We start from the raw sequence: 23,856 nt of genomic DNA, 5'->3' as shown, positions 1-23,856 counted from the left end.
ATGAGTCAGTCAATAATGAAAAGTGGTGTTAAAAACATGAGAAATTTGAAATGCAGTCTTACGGTAGCGGTGATCTTTTTTGCCACGACAGTAGACGCGCAGGAGTTAACGATGAAAGTGTCCTTTTCTGCCCCGGCCGGAAAGCCTTTGATCAATACATTGGAAGAATTTGCAGATAAAACAAGAATGCGTCTGGTCTATTCAAAAGCTGATATAAATGATCTTAAAGTGAGAGAGGTAAAATGTGATAACCTTCCTGTGAACGATTGCCTGAAAAATATTACAGACAATCTACCTGTAGCAGTACGGCAGAGGGGAGAACTGATCTCAGTAAAATATCAGGGCCAGAATACTTCCATATCCTCTGCCCGGGGAAACGGAAGGCTTACAGGAAAAATTGTAGATGAGGTAGGAAATCCCATTGTAAAAGCAGAAGTAAGTGTAGCAGGTAAAACAGCAGCAACGGATAACAACGGGGACTTTAGTATCAGCATTCCTGCCGGAGTTTATACCCTTAGTGTAAAGGCTTCGGGATTCAGCTCATTAAGGGTGGAGAAACTGCAAATCAGTAATGACGATATCAATACCGTTTCTTTTGCCATGAAGCATATTTCTTCCGATAAAGAAATGAATATTAAGGAAGTGGTGCTTACAGGAACACGTAAAGCGGATACCCAGGCTGGACTTCTGGCTCAGCAAAAGAAAGCCGCACAGATGAGTGACGGGATTTCTGCTGAACAGATTTCAAAAACACCAGACAATGATGTAGGAGGAACATTAAAAAGAGTAACCGGGGTAACCACGATTGATAATAAATATGTAGTGGTCCGCTCCATGGGGGAGCGTTGGAATACCGCTGCGATGGATGGAATCAATTTGCCTAGTACAGAAGCTTATAACCAGAATTTTTCATTTGATATCATCCCCACGGCCATGGTGGAAAGCGTGGTGATCAGTAAGACGGCCACACCGGATATGAATGCAAGTTTTGCCGGAGGATATGTGGAGGTGAGAACGAAAGATATTCCGAACGAAAATTTTACCACGGTAAATCTGGGAACTTCATATAATGACGTCTCTACATTCAAAGAGTTTTTATCAAAGAAAAGAGGAAAATATGATTATTGGGGATATGATGATGGAACCAGGGATTTCCCTAAAGGTTTAGAAGCCATGGATTGGAATAATCCCTTGTTTTTTGAACAATCCAAAAGGTTTACCAATGATAATTTCACCAATTATGCTACCAAAGCAGATCTGAATTCCAATATGCAAATTGCCTTGGGAAGAAATTACAGACTGAAAAATAATAATAAATGGGGATTTGCTGCTGCCATTACCACCAGAAATGAACAGAATAAACTGGATATTGAAAATACAGCCAGAGGTGGCTGGCTGGATAATGTAGGTGGAGTGAATAACAACTGGGAACAATTGGGAATAGCACCGGTCAATACCTTTAATTTCAGGAATCAAGGTGCCTCGTACAGCTATAATTCCACTATCGGTGCCATGTTGAATCTGGGATTACAGCTTGGGAAAAACAGGATTTCATTCCGTAACTCCTATACCCATATTTATGACCAGACTTTGACAAGGATTACGGGATGGAATGAATATACAGGCGGAAACGGAGATGCCTCGGATGCTTACAACTATTTTTACCATGGGATTGTTCCTCCCAACACAGACCTTAAATTTTTAGATAAGCCTATAACAGAAACTACGGATTATCCGGTTTATCAGACTTTATTACAGAACAAACTGGAAGGGAACCATAAAATAGGAAATAAAGAAATCAGCTGGTTTGCAGCAAGAACTGGTGTCACTTCCGATACAAAAGATTATACACAATATCAAACCAATTATAACTTTATCGGCAACGAAATTTTGAGTTATAACCAGATCTATAATTCCGGGAATAATTTCGCCAGGGGATATATTGCAAATAAAGAAACGGATTATAATTATGGAGCTGCCTTTAAATGGAGTATGGATGCCGGAAATTTTAAAAATGATATTAAGGTGGGGTATGCAGGGGCCTCAAAAAGCAATACCAACCAGCAACAGAAGTTTTTCCTGAGGGTGGATGAAAACCGCGATGTTCCGAATAGTGAAAAGAATATGCTGATCATGTATGGAGCACTTTCAGGATGGTTTGACGGATCTCATTATGTACCCGGAGGAATCGGGTGGCAAACCAAAGCATTGTATAAAAATGATAAATATGAAGGGAAAGTTTCCCAGCACGCACCTTTCATCATGTTTGATAACCGTTGGAAAAATAAGCTGAGGCTGGTATGGGGAGTACGGGTAGAATATTTTAAGTATGATCTTATTTCTCAGCAACAGGATCCGAATGATCCTAAAAGCGTTACCAAAGAACCGATTGAAGAAAAGCCATGGCAGTGGATGCCATCAGCCAATTTTACGTACAGTCCTTCCAACAGTATCAATGTAAGGCTGGCTTATAACAGGTCTGTCATTCGTCCTCAGTTTAATGAAAGAACAGGGTTGCCTTATTTTGATCCTGTGGCGAACGGACTTATATACAATACCGAAATGACATCAGCAGTCATTAATAATTACGATTTTAAGTTTGAATGGTTTCCGGGTCTTGGAGAAATTATTTCTGCAGGTTTATATTATAAAAATATCGACAGACCGATAGAGCGTGAAGGTTATATTTCCAGTGAGGGAAACCTCTTCCTTTACAACGGAAACTCTAAAAATGCAAAGCTGAAAGGATTTGAAGTAGAGGTAAGAAAGAGCCTTGGCTTTATCAGACCCGAAAGCTTCCTGAAAGATCTTTTTATCAGCGGAAATTTCACGTATAACGATACTAAGGTTATAGCTTTTAAAGACCGGTATAAAACTCAGGATACCGATGACACTTATGAAGTAGATCGTCCCCTTTACGGGCAGACGCCGTATGCCTATAATCTGGGGCTGCTGTACAATGGAGATCGTTTAGGACTTAGTTTCCTGTACAATGCTAAAGGAGATCAGTACGTTACAGTGGGCTATGCTTACATTGGAGAAGAGATCCAGCGTCCTTATGCCGTAGCGGATGCACAGATTTCCTATAAGCTATTGAAAGATAAGAACCTGGAAATCAAATTGAATGTCAGAAACCTGTTCAACAGAGTAAGGGAGTATTATAATAATTTCAATTCTTACTCAGTATCCAAAGGAAACGGAAGTTCTTTTGATACCCAGAGAGAATCTTTAGGGCTTTTACCGGGAGCAACGGATAAATATGATAAAGGAATTGATAAAATATTATTCCGGGCTTACAATGGTAGACAGTTCGGTTTATCAGTAAGTTATAGTTTTTAAATATAAAAGAACTTTTAACAAAAGTATATATGAGATCTTATAAGCCATGTCACAGGTTCCCATAGCCTGAAATCTGAATCGATAGATCTGTTGATGCGCACATCAGTGAACTTTCAGTCAAAAAATGGAAATACCGGATTTCCCCGTCCGGTAGGATTTTAAGGGGAAGCTTTATTCACTTGCACCCTGGGTGAAATGGAGTTTTAAAAACAATGTGTAACCAAATCACGGAGATAAAGGTGAATATCCCGTAAACAGGAATCATCCGGACCAAAAAACAAAATAACCGGATCCATATTTCTAAATTTTACAACAATGAGAAAATTAACTTTAATCGCTGTAACAGCTTTATCTTTAACAGCTTGTCGTGAGAATGATTCTTTATCAGATTCTTCTAAATTTGAAATGCAATCTGCTTCTGCAGAATATTTAACTGCTTCTGCACTTCCTGTAACTACAGTAAGTGGTGCTATTACTACCAATACTACATGGAGTGGAGTGGTTGAAATTGATGGAATCGTAACTGTTAAAGGTGGAGCTACTTTGACTATCCAGCCAGGTACTTTCATTAAAGCTAAACCTAATACAACAAATACACCTACAGGAGTTTTGGTTATTGCTAAAACTGGGAAAATAAACGCTACAGGAACTGCTTCTCAGCCGATCATCTTTACAAGCTACAGATTATTGGACGGAGATGAAGATACTACAGCAACTCCAGGTGATTTCGGAGGGGTTATCATGTTGGGAGATGCTCCTACAAACAAGCCTACAACTACTGTTATCGAAGGGTTAACAGGTGCTGATTACCAATATGGAGGTACGAATGCCGCTCATAATGGGGGAACTATTAAATATGCACGTATCGAATTCGGTGGATTCGACCTTTTCGCTCCTAACTCAGGAAATGAAATCAACGGATTAACATTAGGTGGAGTAGGTAACGGAACTACACTAGACCATATCCAGGTATCTTATGGTAAAGATGATTCTTTTGAATTCTTCGGAGGTACTGTAAACGCTTCAAACCTTGTGTCTTTCGCTCCGGACGATGATAACTTCGATTTTGACTTCGGATATACAGGAACAATTACTTGTGCATTAGCTTTAGCTGATTACAACTCAACGCACAGTCAAAGTGGTGGAGTTTCTGATACGAACGGTATCGAGCTTGATAACGATGGAACAGGTTCTACTGCTTCTCCATTTACCCGTCCTACAGTTAAAAATCTTACAATTGTTGGCGCTAAAAGCCCATTAAAAGGTGGATTATATGAAAATGCCATCCACGTAAGAAGAAACGGTAAATTGAATTTAGATAATGCTACTGTTACAGGTTATCCTATCGGAATTTTATTGGAAACTCAGAGCAGTGCTCCGGTAAATCTTGCAGACCTTAGCTTTACAGGAGTACAGGCACATGGATTTACATTCGCTACTGCTTCTAAGATCGGTACTACCACTGCTGCTCTCACTATTCCTGGAGTAACTACTTCTACAAGCAATCCTGCTAACCTTTGGGGAATGTCTCAGCCATTCTTTAACGAGGCTACAGCATGGAACGTTTCTCCAAGAAACTGTGGAGATTTCAAGGGTACATGGACAAAATATAATTTCTCAATTGTACAATAATTGATCAACATGGGGTGGCATTACCTGCCATCCCATTTTTTAATTCAACTTTAAAATTCATAGAATGAAAAAAGTAATTTTACTATCTGTTTTGGTTTTATCAAAATTAGTGTCTGCACAATATCCTGTATGGACTAATTCTTTTAATTCAACAAGTGATATGCAGGGATGGTCTTTCCATGATCTGAACGGAAACGGAAATGGATGGGTACAAGGACCGAACATCTACCATAACGGTACTTCTTTGGCTTATGGAGGGGCTGGTTCTCTTCGTTACTCAATCAGTAATGTTCCTTCCGGAAATGTGGCCGGTTTCGCTACAGAAAATGACTGGGCTATTTCTCCGGAGATTGACCTCACTTCATCTTCAGGAACGATTACATTAGCAGCATATATAGGACGTCAGAGAACAACACATCAGGTGGTAAAGAGATATCTGTACATCTATGTAAGTACTGCACAAAAGCCTGTCCCTGAATTATCGGATTTTCAGGCATTGGCAGTAGATGCAAACGGCAATAATGTTCCCAGCCCATATGTGATTGCAGCAGGAGGAACTGCTAATCCTTTCCCGTCGGACCTCAATCAGTTTGTTGAAAGCCTTGTTAATCTCTCTGCTTTTGCAGGAAAAAAAATCTACATCGGATTATGGTCGAACAGATATGCGGCTGATGATACCAATGTACAGAATATCAACATCAACGAAATGGCGATCTATACTTCAGTTCTAAAAACACAGGATGTAAAAAAAGCAAAAGATCTTACTATGGTGATGCAGAATCCCGTATCCTCATCACTGATGTTAAAACTTAATCCAGCCCTGAAAGAAAACAGTGTTACTGTGACTGTTTTCAATATGGCCGGACAATCTGTTCTTACTACGCAGTACCGTAGAGAAATCAATGTTACGACTTTATCTTCCGGAAGCTATATCGCCGTGGTTTCGGATGGAGTGCTTTCTGAGAAAGTGAAATTTATCAAAAAATAATGTTTTAGATGCAGGAAGGCAGTCTCTTATTTTCAATTTTTACAAATGCAAAATAATAACCATATCAAAACCATCATCATAGGATATATGCCTTTCCTGCTTACTATAGAATTTAAAAGTATTGCCCTCTGCGTGCTAAGGGCAATATTTCTAAATCGAATTTTATAATGAATCATACAATGAAAAAAATAATCGCCTTTGCTGTTCTTACAGGTCTGATATCGTGTACCGATGATGTGCTGCAACCTTATGATAAATCACAGAAACCTGCAGAAATCAGTGTCAAAGGATATTCAAAACCGGATGTACTGCAGCTCCGGCTTAACGGAAAACCGGTAAGCATTAATGGAAGTACATCTTATACCAATACTATAGAAACAAAGCTGAGCTTTGTCGTGGACGAAGGGGAAACAGATCAGATTGAGATCTTTAACCATGAAACCGGCAAACAGATCGCAAAATATAACATCGATTTTAATACAGTGGATCAGTATAAAAATCTGAATTTCTTCAATCTGCCCGGGATCTATCTTCAGACCTATGCAGTAAAGCCACAGGTTAATCTGGGGAAGGTAGGTTTCGAACTTATTTTTCCGAATCTAGGACAATATTCCCATACTACATTACAAAGTGTGAAAGGAATACTTAAAAAAGAGAATGGAGATGTTCTCGCTGAATTTGAAAATATTGAAAAAAATAACTTCTCTTCACTTAAAATGTATAGCTTTTTCAGTGTTACTGCTCCCGTTTATCTGGAGTTGTACAAGCCTGGAAGTACTGACCCTTATTTTGGATCACAAACGATTAGAGTAAAAATAAAACAGGATATCGGAGCTAATATGATCGTGCTGCAGGAAAAAGCGGAAGGCGGTACTGTTCAGATTATTGGTGATATTGACATCGCAGACTACCTGTAAAATAAAAAATCATTCGGATAAGATCATGCATAAATTTTTAAAATCCTACCTACTTGTTTTATTATTTTTAAGCTCAGCAGTTATCGTTTCCTGCCGTTCTGAGGAAGAATCTGTTCCTGATTTTCCCGACGGAAGCGTAGAGTCTGTCAATGTCTGGGTTCATGAAAACATGAAACGTTATTATTTCTGGGAGGATCAGATGCCGGCAAAACCGGATTATCATCTTCCTGTAAAGAAATTTTTTGCAAGCCTTCTATCTCAGAATGACCGTTTTTCAAGCATTGTAAATACGGAAGATGCTTCTACTTACCTGCGGACGGTCCGCAACATGTATGGCTTTGATTATGCAGTATTGCAGCTTGCTAACGGGCAGATAACGGCTGTGATAAAATTGGTATTACAGGATTCTCCGGCTCAGAATGCAGGCCTGAAACGAGGGATGATCATTAAGAAGATCAATGGAAGTGAGATTACGGCATCGAATGCGGAAAGTCTTTTAAATTCTATCCCGGACAACACTACGCTTGACCTGAGCGTAGGTAATTGGGACAACGGAAACGTGATTGATGAAAAAGATATAAAAGTGTACTATGGATTTTCGCTCAGCCAGCCTGTTATATCTAAAATTTTTGAACAAAACGGAAAAAAGACAGGGTATCTGTACATCTATGATTTTCCGGATGGCATGTCTCACAGTCTCAATCAGAAGTTTGCAGAATTTAAAGCTAACGGTGTACAGGATCTTATCGTGGACCTCAGGTACAATTATGGAGGATCAGTAGCTTCTGCGGCCGCATTATGTGCAATGATCCCTTCCGGAATAACGGGCAATTCTCCTTTTATAACCTATAAAGGAAATAAAAATGGAGGTGAGGTGAAAAAAACATTTGCCGAACAAATTGCCTATGACCCTGCCGCTCTGAATTTCACAACACTCCATGCCAATAATCTGCAGCTGGCCAAAGTATATATACTTACCTCGGGAAGTACGGCCTCGGCCTCGGAAATCGTTATCAATAATCTAAAACCTTATATGCAGGTGATACAGATGGGAGGGAAAACACTAGGAAAAGATATGGCCGGATTTGCCATTATGGATGATCGGAAACCTAAAAAGATTTCCTGGCAGCTTCACCCGGTCATCTATAAAGTATATAATGCTAACGGACAGGGAGAATACAGCAATGGAATTTCACCGCAGTTTCCTGTAGATGAATACGCATCTTTACCTCTGAAGCCTTTAGGGCAGGCTGATGAAACCTTATTGCAATCGGCTTTAGGTAAGGTGTCGTCTAAATCCGCTTATTTCGAAACTTTAACGCACCAGGTAAAAATAATTACAGAAAGTGAAAAGCCTTTATCTATGGGTAAACACTAAATATTAAAAATAAAAAACCAAATCAAACTATATTTTTTTAAAATTGAATTCACTATGCAGGGAATAGAGCCAAAAATACACCAGGAAGTAATCAAGAGAATTAATGATCTGGAGCAGCTTTTAAAGCAATCTCCCGATCAGGACAGGACCTATACAGATGAAATTGTTATGATGAATACGGAATTATCAGCGCTGTATGAAGAGTATCTTAGTATAAAAAAGAGATTAGAAACCTGCATTAAACTCTACAGGTCAAGACATATTGAGATCAGAAAGCACCTTACCCATAATATTAGAAAGATTAAACGGGAAAGGGTTAACCGAAAATAAATAAAGGGTACCTATTTAAAAATAGGGTCCCGCGACTCAACTTTTACGAATAAAAACCTAAGCCGGAAAATTAATTGATAAAATGTGGTATCTATAATGGTTCAGTAAACAGGTTTTTTTTGATTTTATATTGAGTTAAATTCGGTTAAATCGTATTTTAATTAGGGAATGATTGGTATTTTGTGATGAATGTGTGCTGATAATTGAATTATTGGTTGGTTTTTTAATGGATAATGGACTTTAAGAACATTATTAAGAAAATCAATCATTTTTTGGGATTTTGTGAGTACTTTTGAGGACTTAACTCCCATTAGATTATTTGTGCTTTATGATCTTAATTGTCGATGATAACCAAAACAATATTTACTCATTAAAGAAACTATTAGAATCCAAAGATTTTCAGGTAGATACTGCTAATTCCGGTGAAGAAGCATTAGGGAAAGCATTGAAAAATGATTATGCCCTAATTATTCTCGATGTTCAGATGCCGGGAATGGATGGTTTTGAGGTAGCTGAAATATTTGCAGGTTATAGCAAAACGAAAGAAATTCCTATTATATTTCTTTCAGCGGTAAATACAGAAAAGAGATTTATCACCAAAGGATATGCTTCCGGAGGTAAGGACTATGTCACCAAGCCGGTAGATCCCGAAATTCTTTTACTGAAAGTTAAAACATTTTATAATCTGCAGGAGCAGAATATTGAAATGAAAAAAACTCAGCAGAGTTTACAGCTTGAGGTAAAAGGAAGAAGAGAATCACAGGTTACCATGAAGTCGCAGATTGATCACTTTCATCTGATGCTGGAAGGCTTGCCGCAAATTGCATTTACGTTGAATGATAAAGGGATCATCGATTTTGTCAACGGCAGATGGTATCAGTATTCAACATCTGATAAAAACTTCCCCGAAACTTTTCCTGATGATTTAGATATAAAGGAGCAATTTGAAATTTCAAGGAAAAATGGAAAATCACTTCAGCTTGAGACGCGGATAAAAAATATTGAATCCGGAGAATACAGGTATCATTTATTGAGAATATCACCGGTTTATGAAGGTAACCATGTCAAAAATTGGGTAGGAACATTTACGGATATTGATGATCAGAAGAGGGTAGAAAATGAGAAAGATGAATTCCTGAGTATTGCCAGTCATGAACTGAAAACTCCTCTTACAAGCATTAAAGCGTATGTTCAGTTGTTGGAACGTAAACTAAAACTTGACAAAGACAGTGCAGAAGCAGGATATGTAACCAAGGTCCAGGATCAGATCGAAAAATTGAACAGTCTTATCAGTGACTTACTGGATGTCTCTAAAATTGAAAACGGGAAGCTGAAGATCAACAGGAAACCTTCCAATCTTGAGAAGATAATTGAAAATGCTATCGAAACCATACTTCAGACTCATGATGAAAATAAGGTAAAAATCCAGCGTCACGGGGAAATACCGGATATCCTTATTCCGTTTGATGAAATTCGTATAGAGCAGGTATTGATCAATTTCCTGACCAATGCCATCAAATATTCACCACAAAATAACCAGGTTATTGTCACTACATTTGTAGATGATGACCAGGTAAAAGTAAGTGTTACCGATTTTGGAATCGGGATTCCTGATTTTAAACAAAAGGCAGTATTCCAGAAATTTTATCGTGTAGAAGAATCGTCACTACAATTTCAGGGAATGGGAATAGGCTTGTATATCTGTTCAGAGATCATCAAGCAGCACCATGGAACAATCGGATTGTCAAGTATTGTCAATGAAGGTTCCACATTTTACTTCACTTTACCTTTAAACTAATTTTTTATGCCACAAAAAGTTATAAGAAATCTGCAATTTGGAGTCGGGCTTTCGCTGTTAATTTTAATAGCAAGTTCCGTAGCATCGTACTGGAGCATTCAGAAACAGATGGAAAACCGCGAAAGCCTTTCACGTACAAGAAGATCCATTACTGCAGTAAAAGATATATTAATTTCCCTTCTGGATGCAGAAACTGCCAACAGAGGATACCAGCTTACCGGCAAGCAAAATTTTCTGGAACCCTATAACAGAAGCATTGCAGCCTATCCTAAAGCAATTGCCTATGCTAAATCCTTAGACATTAAAGATAAGGCACAGCTAAAGCGTTTGGAGGATCTGGAATATAATGTGAACACGAATATAGGTAACCTTAAACAATTTGTTGAAAACAGGAGCAAAGGAATCGTAATGACGCAGGATCAGCTTATTTTAAGCAAATCCTATATGGACAAATGCAGAAAGATCGTTCGTGATTTTGTACGGTATGAAGAAATTCAGCTTGAAATAAAAAACAAAGATCTTAACCGTTCCTCAAACACCACTGTTATTTTTATCATTTTTTCAGCACTTGCAGCCATAGTGGTAACTACTTTCTTTTATCTTAAATTAAGAAGTGACCTACTCCGCAGGGATAAGCTTGAAAAAGAGCTGAAAGCAAAAGATCTGGAAATCACAAAACGGGTAAGTGCAATCCAGCAGATTGCCAATAGAGTTGCCAACGGAGACTATAGTCAAAGGGCTGTGGATAATGTACAGGATGATCTTGGAGATCTTGTGGAATCACTGAATAATATGACGGACTCCCTAAAGAAATCCTTTGATAAAATAAACAGAAGCGATTGGCACCAGAAAGGATTGGCCTTACTGAATGAATCTCTGGTTGGGAATAAGTCTGTTAAAGAGGTTGTTACCAATTCCCTGAATCATATTATCGAATACGGAGGAGGAACCAATGGTGCCATCTACCTGCTTGATGAAGGTAAATTATTCCTGAACAGTGCTGTAGCGCTGGAAGATAATATGAAAAAATCTTTCGAACCGGGAGAAGGAATGGTAGGACAGGTCTTTCTTCAGAAGAAAACAAAGGTATATAACGACCTTAATGACGAAGATTTTGCGGCAACATTTGCCAGCAGCAAATTAAAGATTAATGGACTCGTAGTAATCCCTATTACTCTGGACAGGCAGAGTATCGGAGTTTTGGAAGTGGGCTCAACCACAAATTTCGATCAGGATAAAATCAATTATTTCGCAGATAGCTGCAGGAATATAGCAACTGCCATAAGTGCGGCAAAAGGTCGTGAAAAGGAACAGCGTTTATTGGAAGAGACGCAGGCACAATCAGAAGAACTTCAGGTACAGCATGCAGAACTTGAAAACCTGAATACTGAACTCGAGGCGCAGACACAAAAGCTTCAGGCTTCAGAAGAAGAACTGAAAGTTCAGCAGGAAGAGCTTATGCAGACGAATGCAGAACTTGAAGAACGCTCAAAGTTACTGGAAGAAAAAAATCACCTCATTGCAGAACGTAATATAGAGATCCAGAAAAAAGCGGAAGAACTGGCTTTAAGTACGCAGTACAAATCAGAATTCTTAGCCAATATGTCGCATGAATTGAGGACCCCTCTTAATTCTATCCTGCTTCTTTCCCGTTTAATGGTGGAGAACCCGGAAGAAAATCTGAATGAGGACCAGGTAGAGTCAGCGAAAGTAATCCAGAGTTCAGGAAGAAGTTTGCTAACATTGATCGATGAGATCCTGGATCTTGCTAAAATTGAATCCGGGAAAATGGTTCTGGAATATGATGACGTTGCCCTGGAAGATGTGGTGAATGATCTGCGAAACCTTTTCAATCCTTTGGTTAATGAAAAAGGGATCAGATTTGACCTTGAAATAGAAGAAGGTCTTCAAAAGTCTATAGAAACGGACCGGTTACGATTGGATCAGGTTTTACGTAACCTGCTTTCCAATGCTTTCAAATTTACACAGGAAGGAAGCGTGGGGCTGTATATTAAAAAAGATCCTAAAAATAAAGACTTTATTACCTTCAGCGTAAAAGATACGGGAATCGGAATTCCGGAAGATAAGCAAAGAATTATTTTTGAAGCATTCCAGCAGGCAGACGGATCTACCCAGCGTAAATTCGGTGGGACAGGTTTAGGATTATCCATAAGCCGTGAGATTGCCAAATTATTGGGTGGGGAATTATCGCTTACCAGTGCAGTTAACGAAGGAAGTGAATTTAGTTTAACAATTCCGGTAAAAGCGATCTCAGAAACGGTCCAGGTATCACTTGATAAAGAATTGGTAGAGATCATAAAAGAAGATGTAGAGGAGATTAAGAACATTGCAGGATATGAAGAAGAACCGGAACAACCGCTTACGGTTTTAGAAATTCCTGAAGAAATAGAAGATGACCGGGATAATATTACGGAGGATGACAAAGTTATATTGATTATCGAAGACGATACCAACTTTGCAAAGGCACTTCTGAAGTATGCCCACAGACAAAATTATAAAGGAGTAGTGGTTGTAAGAGGAGACCATGGGCTCTCTGCAGCATTACAATATCATCCTTTAGCTATCTTACTCGATATTCAGTTGCCGGTAAAAGATGGATGGCAGGTAATGCATGAGTTGAAATCCAACCCAAAAACCAAACCTATTCCGGTGCACATGATGTCTTCGTTGCATATTAAAAAGCAGGAAAGTATCATGAGAGGAGCCATTGACTTTATCAACAAGCCTGTGGCCCTTGAACAGATGACGGATGTATTTAAAAAAATTGAAGAAGCCCTTCGAAAATCACCTCAAAAAGTTCTTATTGTAGAGGAGAATGCTAAACATGCCAGCGCATTGTCATATTTCTTAAGCAATTTTGATATTTCTCTGGCGGTGAAAGATAATGTGGAGGACAGTATAAAGGCGCTTACGGAAGCTGAGGTAGATTGTGTGATCCTGGATGTGGGACCGGCAAGAGGAAAAGGATATAAGATCATAGAGTCAATCAAAAGCTATGAAGGCCTTGAAAATCTTCCGATCATTATTTTTACAGAAAACAACCTGTCTTCCTCTGATGAGTTGAAGATCAAACAATATGCTGACTCTATTGTTGTTAAAACAGCACATTCATACCAAAGGATATTGGATGAAGTCGGTTTATTCTTACATTTGGTTGAAGAGAAAAGTACCGAAGCACCGCGAAACAAAAATCTCGGATCACTTACTGAAGTATTAAGTGGAAAGAAGATTCTGATTACGGATGATGACGTACGGAATATATTTTCACTGACCAAAACGTTGGAAAAATACAAAGTAGAAGTCATCCTGGCGATGGATGGGAAGCAGGCTTTAGAACAGATTAAAGAACATCCGGATATTGATGCTGTTTTGATGGACATGATGATGCCGGAAATGGATGGCTATGAAACCATACAGGAAATAAGAAAAAAACAGGCGTTCAGCAGATTACCGATCATTGCCGTTACGGCAAAATCCATGATAGGCGACCGTGAAAAGTGCATTACCGCCGGGGCATCAGATTATATATCAAAGCCTGTGGATGTAGATCAGTTATTATCTTTGTTGCGTGTTTGGTTATATGAAAGTTAAAAAAACTCACTTCTGATGAAAAAAAAGATTTTGATCGTGGATGACGATCCGCGAAACATATTTGCACTTAAACTTACTCTGAAAGCCAGAGGATATCAAATGGAGAGCTGTACAATGGCACAGGAAGCCATTGAACTTTTACAGAAAGACGACCGGATCGGAGTCGTATTGATGGATATGATGATGCCCGAAATGGATGGTTATGAAGCCATCAGGATTATCCGCGAAACACCTTCGATCAGTAAGGTTCCCATTATTGCCGTGACGGCACAAGCCATGAAGGAAGACCGCCAGAAATGTCTTGATGTTGGAGCACAGGATTATGTGAAAAAGCCTATCGATGTCGATCTTTTATTAACTGCCATTGAAAAACTGTCGTAGATGCTGGAACCAAGTATTGTAAAGGATGAAGAGGTAGAGCATCTGATAAAAGATGTTTATGAACTGTATGGTTATGACTTTTCCATGTACAGCAGGGCTTCGTTTAAACGAAGGGTAAACAGGATCTGCCTGATCGATAAGTTTACAAGTTTTGCAGAGTTAAGATATACTGTCCTTAATGATCCGGATTATCTGAAGCACTTTATCGAGGAAATTACGGTGAATGTGACGGAAATGTTTCGTGATCCCTATTTTTTCAAAGCATTACGGGAAAATATTTTACCCCAATTGGGAACCTATCCTTTAATCAGAATCTGGGTGGCAGGCTGTTCAACCGGGGAAGAGGCTTATTCCATGGCCATACTATTGAAGGAAGCCGGTCTTTATCAGAAATCACTGATTTATGCTACGGATATTAACCCTTCTGTGCTGGAAACAGCCCGTGCCGGAGTTTTTCCTCTGCAACAGATGAAATTGTATTCAGAGAATTATATACTTTCAGGAGGTAAAAAAGATTTTTCAGATTATTATACGGCCAATTATGATAGTGCAATGTTTGATTCAAGTCTCAAGCAAAAGTTGATTTTGTCTACCCATAATCTGGTGTCAGATAGCTCCTTTAACAGTTTTCAGCTGATTATATGTCGGAATGTGCTCATCTATTTTGATAAAGGTTTACAGGAGCGTGTTTTTCAGCTGTTTGACGATAGCCTTGAAAATCTGGGCTATCTTGCTTTAGGTTCGAAAGAAACTCTGAGATTTTCGAATCTGAACAGATATTATCATCAGGCCGATGATCAGCGGATCTGGAAGAAAGTAGACCATCATTAATATTTATATGAAAGAAATAGAAGAGAATATTGAACTCGTTGTCATAGGAGGTTCTGCGGGAAGCTTGGAGGTGATACTGGATATGGTGAAAAAGCTGGATCATAAGATCAGCTTTCCCATTATATTGGTTGTTCACCGTAAATCTCAATCCGTAAGTATTTTACCGACTTTGCTGCAGCAGTTTTCTTCTATAGAAGTAACGGAAATTGAAGATAAAACAGAAATAAATAAGAATCAGATCTATATTGTGCCGGCCGACTATCATCTTTTATTTGAAAGCAAAGAGCTGGTATCTCTTGATAGTTCGGAAAAAATGAATTATTCACGTCCATCGATTGATGTAACCTTTAAGTCAGCTTCAGAAATATATGGGAAAAGTCTTGTCGGAATATTGTTATCCGGTGCTAATGCCGATGGAGTAGAAGGTTTACAGTATATTAAAAAAAATCATGGAAGGGTGTGGATCCAGGATCCGGATACCGCGGAGGTTAACTATATGCCCAGACATGCAGTGGAAGGAGTGAGCTATGATCTCATCATTACTCCTGAAAATCTTGCAGAGTGCATTAATCAATTAAACCGGTTTTAAATTAAAGCTAATATATATGAGTAAGAAGAAAATTTTAATTTTTGATGATGACAAGACGATCCTGGACGTTGCAACCATCATTTTTGAAGAAAGTGGTTATGAAGTAGGGATTTCAGAAACGTCGCATGATATCATCGATAAGGTATCACAGTTTCAGCCGGATGTGATTCTGATGGATAACTGGATTCCCAATATCGGGGGAGTAGAAGCAACGAAACTTCTGAAAAACCATGAAGAGTTCAAAAAGATCCCTGTGATCTACATAACGGCTAACAATGATATCAATGCGTTGGCGGAAAGCGCTCAGGCTGACGATTATATTGCCAAGCCATTCAACCTGGATGATCTTGAAGAGAAGGTAGCTAAATACCTGAAAGGATAAACCAGATAAAAAAGCGTGTTTATCATACCGGATGTATAAAATCCTTACCTGACAAAGTAAGGATTTTTTATTTCTATTCATAGTCTTGTACTTTTTTAAAAAAAAATATATAGCCAACTATATAGTTGTGTATATTTTTTATATATTTGAATGTCCAATATGTACAATTCCATGAACAATGATTTCATAAAAGAGCTTGGCTATAAGGCACTTGATTCCCGGTTTAAAAGGATCAGTGAAAAGATGGCTTACAGTGTGAAGAAACTTTATAAAGATCTTGATTACGACATAGAGCCCAACTGGTATCTGATATTTATGATCCTAAGGGATAAAGGAGAATTATCTCTGATAGATATTGCTGAAAGTCTGGGGTATTCCCATCCGTCTGTTGTGGTCACGGTAAAAAAAATGGCGACCAAAGATTATCTGGATGTAAAAAAAGATGATTCGGATAAAAGAAAACAGATCGTATCACTTTCTCCCAAAGCATTAAGATTAATGCCAGAATTTGAAATGCTCTGGAACAGCTGTGAGGCTGCCATTCTCAAAGTATTGCAGGAAGATCTCACCATCTTAAAATACCTTGATACTATTGAAGCCTCTTTGGAGGAGACCTCCTTTTATTATCGCTTCAAACAGGAGTATAAAAACCAATTAAAATAAAAACCCATGAAAAAATACCTTATCATTCTTCTCTCGGTATTTTGCGTATTTTCCTTTGCAAAAGAGACCAGAATAACCATTAGAGCGAAAGCTAAAGATGCTAAATTCATCGGAAGTTCTCTGGGAGGAGCTTATGTGATTGTAAGGAATAAGATCAATAATACCATTTTGGCTGAAGGAAAAACCAGTGGCAGTACAGGAAATACGGATCTGATCATGAAAGCTCCAAAACATAGAGATAGTTCTATTGTTGATGATGCAACCGGTAAATTTCTGGCCACGGTTAATATTGATGAACCTACTTTTGTAAGTATAGAAGTGTTTTCACCATTCAATCATAAACAGGCACAGGCAAAAGTAAGCACAGAAATATGGCTTATTCCTGGAAAAGATATTCTGGGCGACGGGATCATCCTGGAAATACCCGGGTTTATTATTGATATTTTAAAGCCCCGAACGCATCAATATATCGGATTAAGCTCAATCAGTGGAAAACCTTTTCAGATACAAGCCAATATTGTTATGATGTGCGGTTGTGTGATCGATAAAGGTGGTGTATGGGATTCCGATAAGTTTGAAACTAAAGCCTTAGTTAATAAAGATGGAAAACGGGTAAGTGAAATCAATTTATCATTGGTTTCTACCAATCTTTTTGAAGGGAACACTTCTATTTCTGTACCTGGAAATTATGAGATCATCGTTTATGCTTTTGATCCCAAAACAGGAAACACCGGAGTGGATAAAATCAATTACGTAGTATATTAAAAGATACAGAGGTTTTTATACCTTCTTGTTTATATCCGCATACACTATAGTAAAGCTACTTTATTCGATCTCGATATATAGTTGTAGTATAGTTGTTTTGAACTTTTTAATTGTAAAAAACATATAAAAATTAGAATATTAATGGACTAGATTATCCTTTATGGCATGATAATAGGTTGATTGTAAGCATTAACCAAATCAATTACAAAATGAAATCTGAGACTAAATTAAAAAAGAGTATAAGAGGAAAAACCGTAGTTATTACCGGAGGAAGTAGTGGAGTTGGTAAAGCTACTGCGGAAGCATTTGCTTTGGAAGGATGTAATATTGTAGTTGCTGCCCGGGGTAAAGAAGCTCTGGATGAAACCGTGAGTCTTTGCAGGGATCTTGGAGTGGCGGTAATAGGGGTATCTACAGATGTTTCAAAAGCTGAAGAAGTTGCTCATCTTGCTGAAACAGCCATTCAATTTAACGGAAGAATTGACATTTGGGTAAATAATGCCGGTGTCATGGCAAGCGGAAAATTTGAAGAAATACCCATGGAACTCAATGAGCAGGTCATCAAAACAAATTTGTTCGGATATATGCATGGGGCTTACAGTGCGCTCCCCATCTTCAAAAAGCAGCAGGAGGGAATCTTAATTAATAATGTTTCTATCGGTGGGTTTATGCCGGCTCCTTACAGTGCTGTTTATTCATCAACAAAATTCGGAATTCGCGGTATGATGGATTGTCTTCAGGGGGAGATTTCCGATTATCCGGATATTCATATTTGTAATATTTATCCTCAGATTCAAAGATCCACCGGAAATATGCATTCGGCAAAATATTCCGGACTGGATTTTAAAATTCCGCCGTTTGCAGCAGATCCCCGGGACACAGCCAAAAAAATTGTAGAGTTAGCTAAAAACCCCAGAAAAGATCTGTTTCCCGATTTTACCTCATTACTTCTTAAAAATATCTACGGATTATTTCCGAAACCGATCATTAATGTAGCTTCTGCAGGGATGAGAATGATGATGAAAGCTAAAAGTGCTCCACCTGATTCGGGTAATATTTTAAAGCCTTCGTCAGAGCCTCACCGTATTTATGGGGAAACCATGCTGCCCGTCCCTTCCAAAAAGACAAAATTAGCCATTACAGCGGGACTGGGTTTAGGTTTGGCTTACATGATCTTGAAAGCCGGTTCCGGAAATAAGCAAATAAAGAATTCTTAATATAAGAAGCGATATTTCAGCAGTAAAATTACTACGCATTTCATTTCGTCCGTTGCCCTGAAATTCATACTTTTATGCTTCATGATAGAGAACGGATTTTTGAATTTCAGCGGATCGGGATTTCACGAATATATAAAAGTATTGGAACGGTTGACCTGGTTGGATTGGGTAGGGGCTAGCCTGGCTGTAAATATCGCTTTGTATCTTTTTTCAATAGGTGTTTATCTGAGTATTGAAAAGATCTTTCCCAAAAATAAGCTACAGGAGTATAGTCATCCCGTAATGCGGTCGGATTATTATCTGAGCTTCGTAACCATTCTCTGTAATTGCTTAGTAATGCTCTGCGGTGTTTTCCTTTGGAAAAATCATTGGATTACATTAGGAAATAGGTTTTCAGCGGTTTCCGTTTTTTTAGAGGTCCTGGTTTTAATCCTACTGATGGATCTTTGTATGTACTTTTTTCATTTTATTGCCCATACACCTTACTTTTATAAAAGATTGCATGGAAGACATCATGAACATGTTAACACCAACTTCTTAAGCCTTTTTGTATTGCATCCGGCAGAAACAATAGGATTTGGATTGATGATACTGGCCGTACTGGTATGTTACGATTTTTCTGTTCTCTCCATTAGTCTGTATCTTCTTATCAATCTCATTTGGGGAACAATAGGCCATTTGAATAAAGAGTTTTTCCCGCCTCAGTTTAACAAGTATTTTGTGGGAACAACACAATTCCACAACCAACATCATGTAGATGAAACTAAAAACTTTGGTTTCTACACTTCCATATGGGACAGGATATTCGGGACGTATAAATAATGATTACAGCTGGCTGAATTTTATTTTAATTTTTTAAAACTCCTGAAAGTTTCTGTAACACCATCAAATTTTTCGTTTTTAAAAATACCGGATTCATCAACCCTTTCAAAAGTTTCAGCGGTACCGGCAGCAATTGTATGGGGAAGTCCTTCACTTCTGAGCATATCGGTCAGACCTTTCATTTCATCAATTCTTCTTGAAATATGCTGTGGGTAAGTGGGAGTTGTTTTAATCAGATCCCGATACGTTCCCGGAAGAAATGCCTGAAGGCTTTCATTCAGTTCATCAAGAATGCCATAATGAGACGCAGCGATCATTGTTTCAAAAAACAAAGCGTTCATTCCTTTATTGACCATTGAAAACAGAAGTTTGTAAGCTGAAGCTGCTTCTGTTTTTTCACCGGCATCTTTTATTTTAAATATCCCGCCGAATTGTTCTGCAAATAAGTTTCTCCAGATACCGCTTACAACAAATGTTGCCTGGTCCGGAACATCTTTGGAAGCACCCATTACCGCTCCGTTTACAAATCTGATATTCCCCGTACTGCACATTTTTTCAATAGATAGAGCAATCTGAGGGGTATTTGAATTGAGGTCTATAAAGACAGGTCGGTTATCCGTGTTTTTGAGATGGTCGATTATATTTTCTGCCACCTTCGGACTTGCTTCAGGATTTGCCAATGAAATAATAATATCTGCCTGTTCTGCTATGTTTTGTAGAGTATTCACATCATGGATTCCCGCATCTTTAATATTTTGGAGCGTCACTTGCGATCTTTCTTCACCTGCGGTGATAACCGTATATTTATTTTTGATTAAGGTTCTGGCGATTTGTGTTCCCATGTCTCCGGGAAAAAGAATAGCTATAACAGGTTGGGCAGTCATTATAATTTCAGTTTAACATTCAAATGATGAAGTAAATTTTATTGCAAATTTCTTTAATTTTTTTTAATTCCTAAACATATTGTCCCGGATAATTTCTATAGTTTAAAAACCATTAGTATACTTACAGCCGGTATCGATATTTTCTACACTGGCTGTAAGTAAGGTTACGGTGAAATTTACTTCTTTTCAATCACCGGAATATTGGTAATGACCTGCCATTCTTCATCCTCCTGTACACATGTAATGGTAGATGAAAAGCGGAGCACATCGCTCTCCAGGCTGAGTTTTGCAATAGCAATATTCCCTTTTTGCTCAATTGAGTCAAAAGCAAGGGTTCTAGGTTTTCCGCCAAAGGTTTTATTGCTGATGTACTCAATGTATTGTTCTTTGGAAATAATAAAAATCCCTTTTTGTTCGAAAAATCCATCCTGAATATTCTGGTAATCTTTGTGAAGAACTTCGTCCATAAGATTCGTATCACTGGTGTCACCTGCTTTAATAAATTTTTCTATAGTCTGTTTTATCTGTTGCATAATCTGATTGATTTAAATGTTGATTAATCTGCTTTCTTTGTTGTTGGATTTTTATAGCTGCTTGCTCCGGATCTACCATTCCGTCCATCGGAAAATAACTTATATCTAAGATACCCAGCTGGTTTAATATGCTTGTGACCTGAATTTCAATAGGATTTTTTTCCTGAGAAGCAGGTTGAAGAATACCCAGTGCCGTAATGAGGTATGCTTTTTTACCGGTCAGCAGCCCTTTTATTCCATTGGTGTCATAGGCAAAGGTTTTTTTCGTCCGGACTATAAGGTCAAAATATGCTTTTAATGAAGAGGCAATTCCATAATTGTACATCGGAGAGGTAATAAGGATCTCATCGCAGGAATACAGCTCATCTATAAGCAGATCGGACAATCCGATGTGTCCTGAATGTAATGAGTCATCAAAAAATCCATTGAGTGTTTCCTGGGTCAAATGGGGAATAGGCTGTAAGGTCAGGTCTCTCGAGATAATCGTTCCGTCATGATATTTTACTTTCCATTGTTCTGTAAAATAATCACCCATGGAACGGGAATAGGAATCATTTATCCTGAGGCTGCTGTCGAGGCGAAGTAGTGTTGTCATGTTCTGCTTTTTCTTTAAAGACACACCGCTTCTCGGAAACGTGACGTTTATGTTAATCTTTTTAATTTTTCCGGATCTACTATGGAATAAATCTCCCGGATTCTGCCATCACGATCAACATCTAAAATATGGCAGTTGTATATCTGATTTTCCCTCCAGAAACATATGGCTGGCTGATGATTGAACCTGTGAAAAGTAAAAGGTTTGTGGTTAAGAAACTGCTGCTGGACATAGGCAAGAAGGGCAGCTGTAGCTGATTTTCCTACTTCCACTGCTTTTATCACCCGGACACGCTGTCCGCCATCTGCAGAAAGCCTGATTTCGTTCAGTAAAAGCTCCTCAAGCATCGGGATGCTTCCTTCGCTTAATGCTTTTTGATATTGAGAAAGGGTTTCATGGGAAATCGAAGAGTTGGTATGGTCAGGCTTATACTCTATATTCTGAAGGTGTCTCGTCGCTCTGCTCAGTAATTTTCTTGAATTTTCAACGGAGATATCAAGGAGTTCTGAGATCTCGTGGTGTGAATAATCAAATGCCTCTTTCAAGATATATACAGCACGCTCTTTAACCGTCAGTTTTTCTAAAAGAACAAGTAAAGTATAGCGGGCGGTTTGATCCCGGATAAGCTTGTTTTCTGCGTTATCAAAAGACAAAGGTTCCGGAAGCCACTCTCCATACACCATCTTTTTTATGTGCCTGTTTTTAAAATTTATAGCGTGATTGATGGTGCTTTTTATTAAAAAATTTTTCTCATTCCTGATTTCTGTTTTATCCAATGAAATGTATTTTTCCAGAACATCTTGCACGAGATCCTGTGAATCTTCATATGAACCTGTAATATTATAAGCGTAAGTCAATAGCTGACGATAATTTTCCTGCATGCCTTTTCTTTTTAAGACCCATCAGAGGGGAAAAACGTGACCATTCTGATCAAATTAAATAATAAAGAAAGTAAAAGTAGTATTTTTATACTTTCGAAGCTACTACAGATGCAGGATCCGTTAAGAATACATATTGAAAAAGTTGTTCCGTTAAGTGACGAGGAATTTACCATCATTTCCTCGTATTTCACGAGGAAGAAATATAAAAAGTACCAATTCCTGATTCAGGAAGGGGAGTCTGTATCCTGCAATTATTTTGTTCTAAAAGGGCTTTTAAAATTGGTATACACTGATGATACCGATAAAAGCCATATTGTAGGTTTTGCCATGGAAGACTGGTGGGAGAGTGATTTCAAAGCTTTTTACACAGGATCCAGAGCAACGATGTCTCTGGAATGCGTTGAAGATACGGAAGTTCTGTGTTTAACATTGGAGGGATATAAAAAATTATGCAGGGAGATTCCCAAAATGGAACATTTTTTTCTTGAGAAAGCTTACTTTGGTTTTATATCAGCCCAGCAACGTATACTTTCGATGATGACCTCCTCTACGAAAGAAAGGTATGATCAGCTGCTTAAACAATATCCGGCACTGGTTCAGCGTGTGCCTAAATCTCTTCTGGCTGCTTATCTTGGCGTTTCGAGGGAAACCTTAAGCCGCTTTTCTTTATAAAGGAGTGATCTTCATCACTTCATAATCGTGATCCATGTCAAGAGTTGTTCCACTTGATATATTGCAATTTTGCTACAACAATATAAACAACAAACAACAATGGAAAAGCGAACAATTAATCCCTGGAACTGGCAAAAAGAAAGAAGCTATTCCCAGGCTGTAGAAGTGAAAAATGCAGAAGCTACCTTATACTGTTCAGGGCAGGCGGCTATTGATCCTGACGGAACTTCGAGTACACAGGATATGAAATCCCAGCTGGAACAGGCTATAGCCAATCTGGAGGAAGTAATTACTAGTGCGGGTTATGAATGCAAAGGAATCGTCAGATTAAATATTTACACCACATCTACGAAAGAGCTGTGGCCTCATTTTCCTATCCTTCAGGAGTGGATCGCCAGGCATGATATTGAACAGGCAGTTACCATGCTTGAGGTAACAGGATTGTTTGAAACTTTAATAGTGGAGCTCGAAGCGACCGTGGTGAAATAATGAACAACTTTATTAAAAAAACAAAACCTTCAAGTCTTAAACTTGAAGGTTTTTTATGCCAGTAATTCCGAATACTTTCTGAAATCCTTTTTGCACATTGGAAATCATCTGGAGATTAGATTTCCGGTTATTGAAGAAAACTTTATATATAAACAAAG

General features: G+C 38.4%; 22 protein-coding genes. 18 read left to right on the top strand and 4 right to left on the bottom strand.

The window, feature by feature from the left end; genetic code table 11:
• Window positions 1-36: 36 nt before the first annotated feature.
• From AAEU33_RS17490 to AAEU33_RS17415, 16 genes are all read left to right on the top strand, one after another.
• Window positions 37-3,339, top strand: coding sequence for a TonB-dependent receptor (locus tag AAEU33_RS17490; RefSeq protein WP_345989243.1), 3,303 nt, complete (start codon window positions 37-39; stop codon window positions 3,337-3,339).
• A 315-nt stretch (window positions 3,340-3,654) separates the two neighbouring features.
• Window positions 3,655-4,971, top strand: coding sequence for a hypothetical protein (locus AAEU33_RS17485; protein ID WP_345989241.1), 1,317 nt, complete (start codon window positions 3,655-3,657; stop codon window positions 4,969-4,971).
• Between the two features lie 64 nt (window positions 4,972-5,035).
• Window positions 5,036-5,959, top strand: coding sequence for a T9SS type A sorting domain-containing protein (locus AAEU33_RS17480; RefSeq protein WP_345989239.1), 924 nt, complete (start codon window positions 5,036-5,038; stop codon window positions 5,957-5,959).
• Window positions 5,960-6,138: 179 nt separating this feature from the next.
• Window positions 6,139-6,876, top strand: coding sequence for a hypothetical protein (locus tag AAEU33_RS17475; RefSeq protein ID WP_345989237.1), 738 nt, complete (start codon window positions 6,139-6,141; stop codon window positions 6,874-6,876).
• Between the two features lie 25 nt (window positions 6,877-6,901).
• Window positions 6,902-8,254, top strand: coding sequence for a S41 family peptidase (locus tag AAEU33_RS17470; protein WP_345989235.1), 1,353 nt, complete (start codon window positions 6,902-6,904; stop codon window positions 8,252-8,254).
• Window positions 8,255-8,308: 54 nt separating this feature from the next.
• Entirely contained in the window at window positions 8,309-8,584 is a 276-nt protein-coding gene (locus AAEU33_RS17465; RefSeq protein ID WP_172278081.1) for a hypothetical protein, read from the top strand.
• A gap of 328 nt (window positions 8,585-8,912) precedes the next feature.
• Complete coding sequence (locus AAEU33_RS17460; RefSeq protein WP_273647665.1) at window positions 8,913-10,382, top strand: ATP-binding protein; 1,470 nt, start codon at window positions 8,913-8,915, stop codon at window positions 10,380-10,382.
• A gap of 6 nt (window positions 10,383-10,388) precedes the next feature.
• Window positions 10,389-13,994 carry a response regulator gene (locus tag AAEU33_RS17455; protein ID WP_345989232.1) on the top strand — a complete coding sequence of 1,202 codons (3,606 nt, stop codon included), beginning with the start codon at window positions 10,389-10,391 and terminating at the stop codon, window positions 13,992-13,994.
• Between the two features lie 15 nt (window positions 13,995-14,009).
• Entirely contained in the window at window positions 14,010-14,375 is a 366-nt protein-coding gene (locus tag AAEU33_RS17450) for a response regulator (RefSeq protein WP_172278087.1), read from the top strand.
• A complete protein-coding gene (locus AAEU33_RS17445) occupies window positions 14,376-15,206 on the top strand; it encodes a protein-glutamate O-methyltransferase CheR (protein ID WP_345989229.1) in 831 nt (276 codons plus the stop codon).
• A 7-nt stretch (window positions 15,207-15,213) separates the two neighbouring features.
• Entirely contained in the window at window positions 15,214-15,795 is a 582-nt protein-coding gene (locus AAEU33_RS17440; RefSeq protein WP_345989227.1) for a chemotaxis protein CheB, read from the top strand.
• Between the two features lie 16 nt (window positions 15,796-15,811).
• A complete protein-coding gene (locus AAEU33_RS17435; RefSeq protein WP_172278092.1) occupies window positions 15,812-16,177 on the top strand; it encodes a response regulator in 366 nt (121 codons plus the stop codon).
• A gap of 171 nt (window positions 16,178-16,348) precedes the next feature.
• Window positions 16,349-16,840 carry a MarR family transcriptional regulator gene (locus AAEU33_RS17430; protein WP_345989225.1) on the top strand — a complete coding sequence of 164 codons (492 nt, stop codon included), beginning with the start codon at window positions 16,349-16,351 and terminating at the stop codon, window positions 16,838-16,840.
• A gap of 6 nt (window positions 16,841-16,846) precedes the next feature.
• Window positions 16,847-17,605 (top strand): hypothetical protein, encoded by a 759-nt coding sequence (locus AAEU33_RS17425; protein ID WP_306611698.1) that lies wholly within the window; start codon window positions 16,847-16,849, stop codon window positions 17,603-17,605.
• A 209-nt stretch (window positions 17,606-17,814) separates the two neighbouring features.
• Complete coding sequence (locus AAEU33_RS17420) at window positions 17,815-18,822, top strand: SDR family oxidoreductase (RefSeq protein WP_345989222.1); 1,008 nt, start codon at window positions 17,815-17,817, stop codon at window positions 18,820-18,822.
• 81 nt (window positions 18,823-18,903) lie between these two features.
• Window positions 18,904-19,644: a sterol desaturase family protein gene (locus AAEU33_RS17415; protein WP_345989220.1), complete on the top strand. Its 741-nt coding sequence runs from the start codon at window positions 18,904-18,906 to the stop codon at window positions 19,642-19,644.
• Between the two features lie 20 nt (window positions 19,645-19,664).
• Here AAEU33_RS17415 and AAEU33_RS17410 read toward each other — a convergent pair whose 3' ends face one another.
• From AAEU33_RS17410 to AAEU33_RS17395, 4 genes are all read right to left on the bottom strand, one after another.
• Window positions 19,665-20,528 carry a DUF1932 domain-containing protein gene (locus AAEU33_RS17410; protein ID WP_345989218.1) on the bottom strand — a complete coding sequence of 288 codons (864 nt, stop codon included), beginning with the start codon at window positions 20,526-20,528 and terminating at the stop codon, window positions 19,665-19,667.
• Between the two features lie 176 nt (window positions 20,529-20,704).
• Window positions 20,705-21,061 (bottom strand): nuclear transport factor 2 family protein, encoded by a 357-nt coding sequence (locus tag AAEU33_RS17405; protein ID WP_345989216.1) that lies wholly within the window; start codon window positions 21,059-21,061, stop codon window positions 20,705-20,707.
• Window positions 21,024-21,656, bottom strand: coding sequence for an NAD(P)H-dependent oxidoreductase (locus AAEU33_RS17400; RefSeq protein WP_345989215.1), 633 nt, complete (start codon window positions 21,654-21,656; stop codon window positions 21,024-21,026). The genes AAEU33_RS17405 and AAEU33_RS17400 overlap by 38 nt, the downstream gene beginning before the upstream one ends.
• A 47-nt stretch (window positions 21,657-21,703) precedes the next feature.
• The gene (locus AAEU33_RS17395; protein ID WP_345989213.1) at window positions 21,704-22,537 is read right to left on the bottom strand and encodes a sigma-70 family RNA polymerase sigma factor; all 834 of its coding nucleotides are present in this window, start codon (window positions 22,535-22,537) and stop codon (window positions 21,704-21,706) included.
• A 108-nt stretch (window positions 22,538-22,645) separates the two neighbouring features.
• Between AAEU33_RS17395 and AAEU33_RS17390 the strand changes: the two genes are divergently transcribed.
• Window positions 22,646-23,209, top strand: coding sequence for a Crp/Fnr family transcriptional regulator (locus AAEU33_RS17390; protein ID WP_345989211.1), 564 nt, complete (start codon window positions 22,646-22,648; stop codon window positions 23,207-23,209).
• A gap of 99 nt (window positions 23,210-23,308) precedes the next feature.
• Window positions 23,309-23,698, top strand: coding sequence for a RidA family protein (locus AAEU33_RS17385; RefSeq protein WP_345989209.1), 390 nt, complete (start codon window positions 23,309-23,311; stop codon window positions 23,696-23,698).
• Window positions 23,699-23,856 lie beyond the last annotated feature (158 nt).

It is taken from the genome of Chryseobacterium sp. Chry.R1 (genome assembly GCF_039645525.1).
Taxonomy (GTDB): Bacteria; Bacteroidota; Bacteroidia; order Flavobacteriales; family Weeksellaceae; genus Chryseobacterium; species Chryseobacterium proteolyticum.
Note: the sequence above shows the minus strand (reverse complement) of the source record. Positions and strands in the feature narration are given on the sequence as shown.

Coding starts and splice junctions, on each gene's coding strand:
- AAEU33_RS17490 (WP_345989243.1), top strand. CDS start 37: ATGAGAAATTTGAAATGCAGTCTTACGGTAGCGGTGATCTTTTTTGCC.
- AAEU33_RS17485 (WP_345989241.1), top strand. CDS start 3,655: ATGAGAAAATTAACTTTAATCGCTGTAACAGCTTTATCTTTAACAGCT.
- AAEU33_RS17480 (WP_345989239.1), top strand. CDS start 5,036: ATGAAAAAAGTAATTTTACTATCTGTTTTGGTTTTATCAAAATTAGTG.
- AAEU33_RS17475 (WP_345989237.1), top strand. CDS start 6,139: ATGAAAAAAATAATCGCCTTTGCTGTTCTTACAGGTCTGATATCGTGT.
- AAEU33_RS17470 (WP_345989235.1), top strand. CDS start 6,902: ATGCATAAATTTTTAAAATCCTACCTACTTGTTTTATTATTTTTAAGC.
- AAEU33_RS17465 (WP_172278081.1), top strand. CDS start 8,309: ATGCAGGGAATAGAGCCAAAAATACACCAGGAAGTAATCAAGAGAATT.
- AAEU33_RS17460 (WP_273647665.1), top strand. CDS start 8,913: ATGATCTTAATTGTCGATGATAACCAAAACAATATTTACTCATTAAAG.
- AAEU33_RS17455 (WP_345989232.1), top strand. CDS start 10,389: ATGCCACAAAAAGTTATAAGAAATCTGCAATTTGGAGTCGGGCTTTCG.
- AAEU33_RS17450 (WP_172278087.1), top strand. CDS start 14,010: ATGAAAAAAAAGATTTTGATCGTGGATGACGATCCGCGAAACATATTT.
- AAEU33_RS17445 (WP_345989229.1), top strand. CDS start 14,376: ATGCTGGAACCAAGTATTGTAAAGGATGAAGAGGTAGAGCATCTGATA.
- AAEU33_RS17440 (WP_345989227.1), top strand. CDS start 15,214: ATGAAAGAAATAGAAGAGAATATTGAACTCGTTGTCATAGGAGGTTCT.
- AAEU33_RS17435 (WP_172278092.1), top strand. CDS start 15,812: ATGAGTAAGAAGAAAATTTTAATTTTTGATGATGACAAGACGATCCTG.
- AAEU33_RS17430 (WP_345989225.1), top strand. CDS start 16,349: ATGAACAATGATTTCATAAAAGAGCTTGGCTATAAGGCACTTGATTCC.
- AAEU33_RS17425 (WP_306611698.1), top strand. CDS start 16,847: ATGAAAAAATACCTTATCATTCTTCTCTCGGTATTTTGCGTATTTTCC.
- AAEU33_RS17420 (WP_345989222.1), top strand. CDS start 17,815: ATGAAATCTGAGACTAAATTAAAAAAGAGTATAAGAGGAAAAACCGTA.
- AAEU33_RS17415 (WP_345989220.1), top strand. CDS start 18,904: ATGATAGAGAACGGATTTTTGAATTTCAGCGGATCGGGATTTCACGAA.
- AAEU33_RS17410 (WP_345989218.1), bottom strand. CDS start 20,528: ATGACTGCCCAACCTGTTATAGCTATTCTTTTTCCCGGAGACATGGGA.
- AAEU33_RS17405 (WP_345989216.1), bottom strand. CDS start 21,061: ATGCAACAGATAAAACAGACTATAGAAAAATTTATTAAAGCAGGTGAC.
- AAEU33_RS17400 (WP_345989215.1), bottom strand. CDS start 21,656: ATGACAACACTACTTCGCCTCGACAGCAGCCTCAGGATAAATGATTCC.
- AAEU33_RS17395 (WP_345989213.1), bottom strand. CDS start 22,537: ATGCAGGAAAATTATCGTCAGCTATTGACTTACGCTTATAATATTACA.
- AAEU33_RS17390 (WP_345989211.1), top strand. CDS start 22,646: ATGCAGGATCCGTTAAGAATACATATTGAAAAAGTTGTTCCGTTAAGT.
- AAEU33_RS17385 (WP_345989209.1), top strand. CDS start 23,309: ATGGAAAAGCGAACAATTAATCCCTGGAACTGGCAAAAAGAAAGAAGC.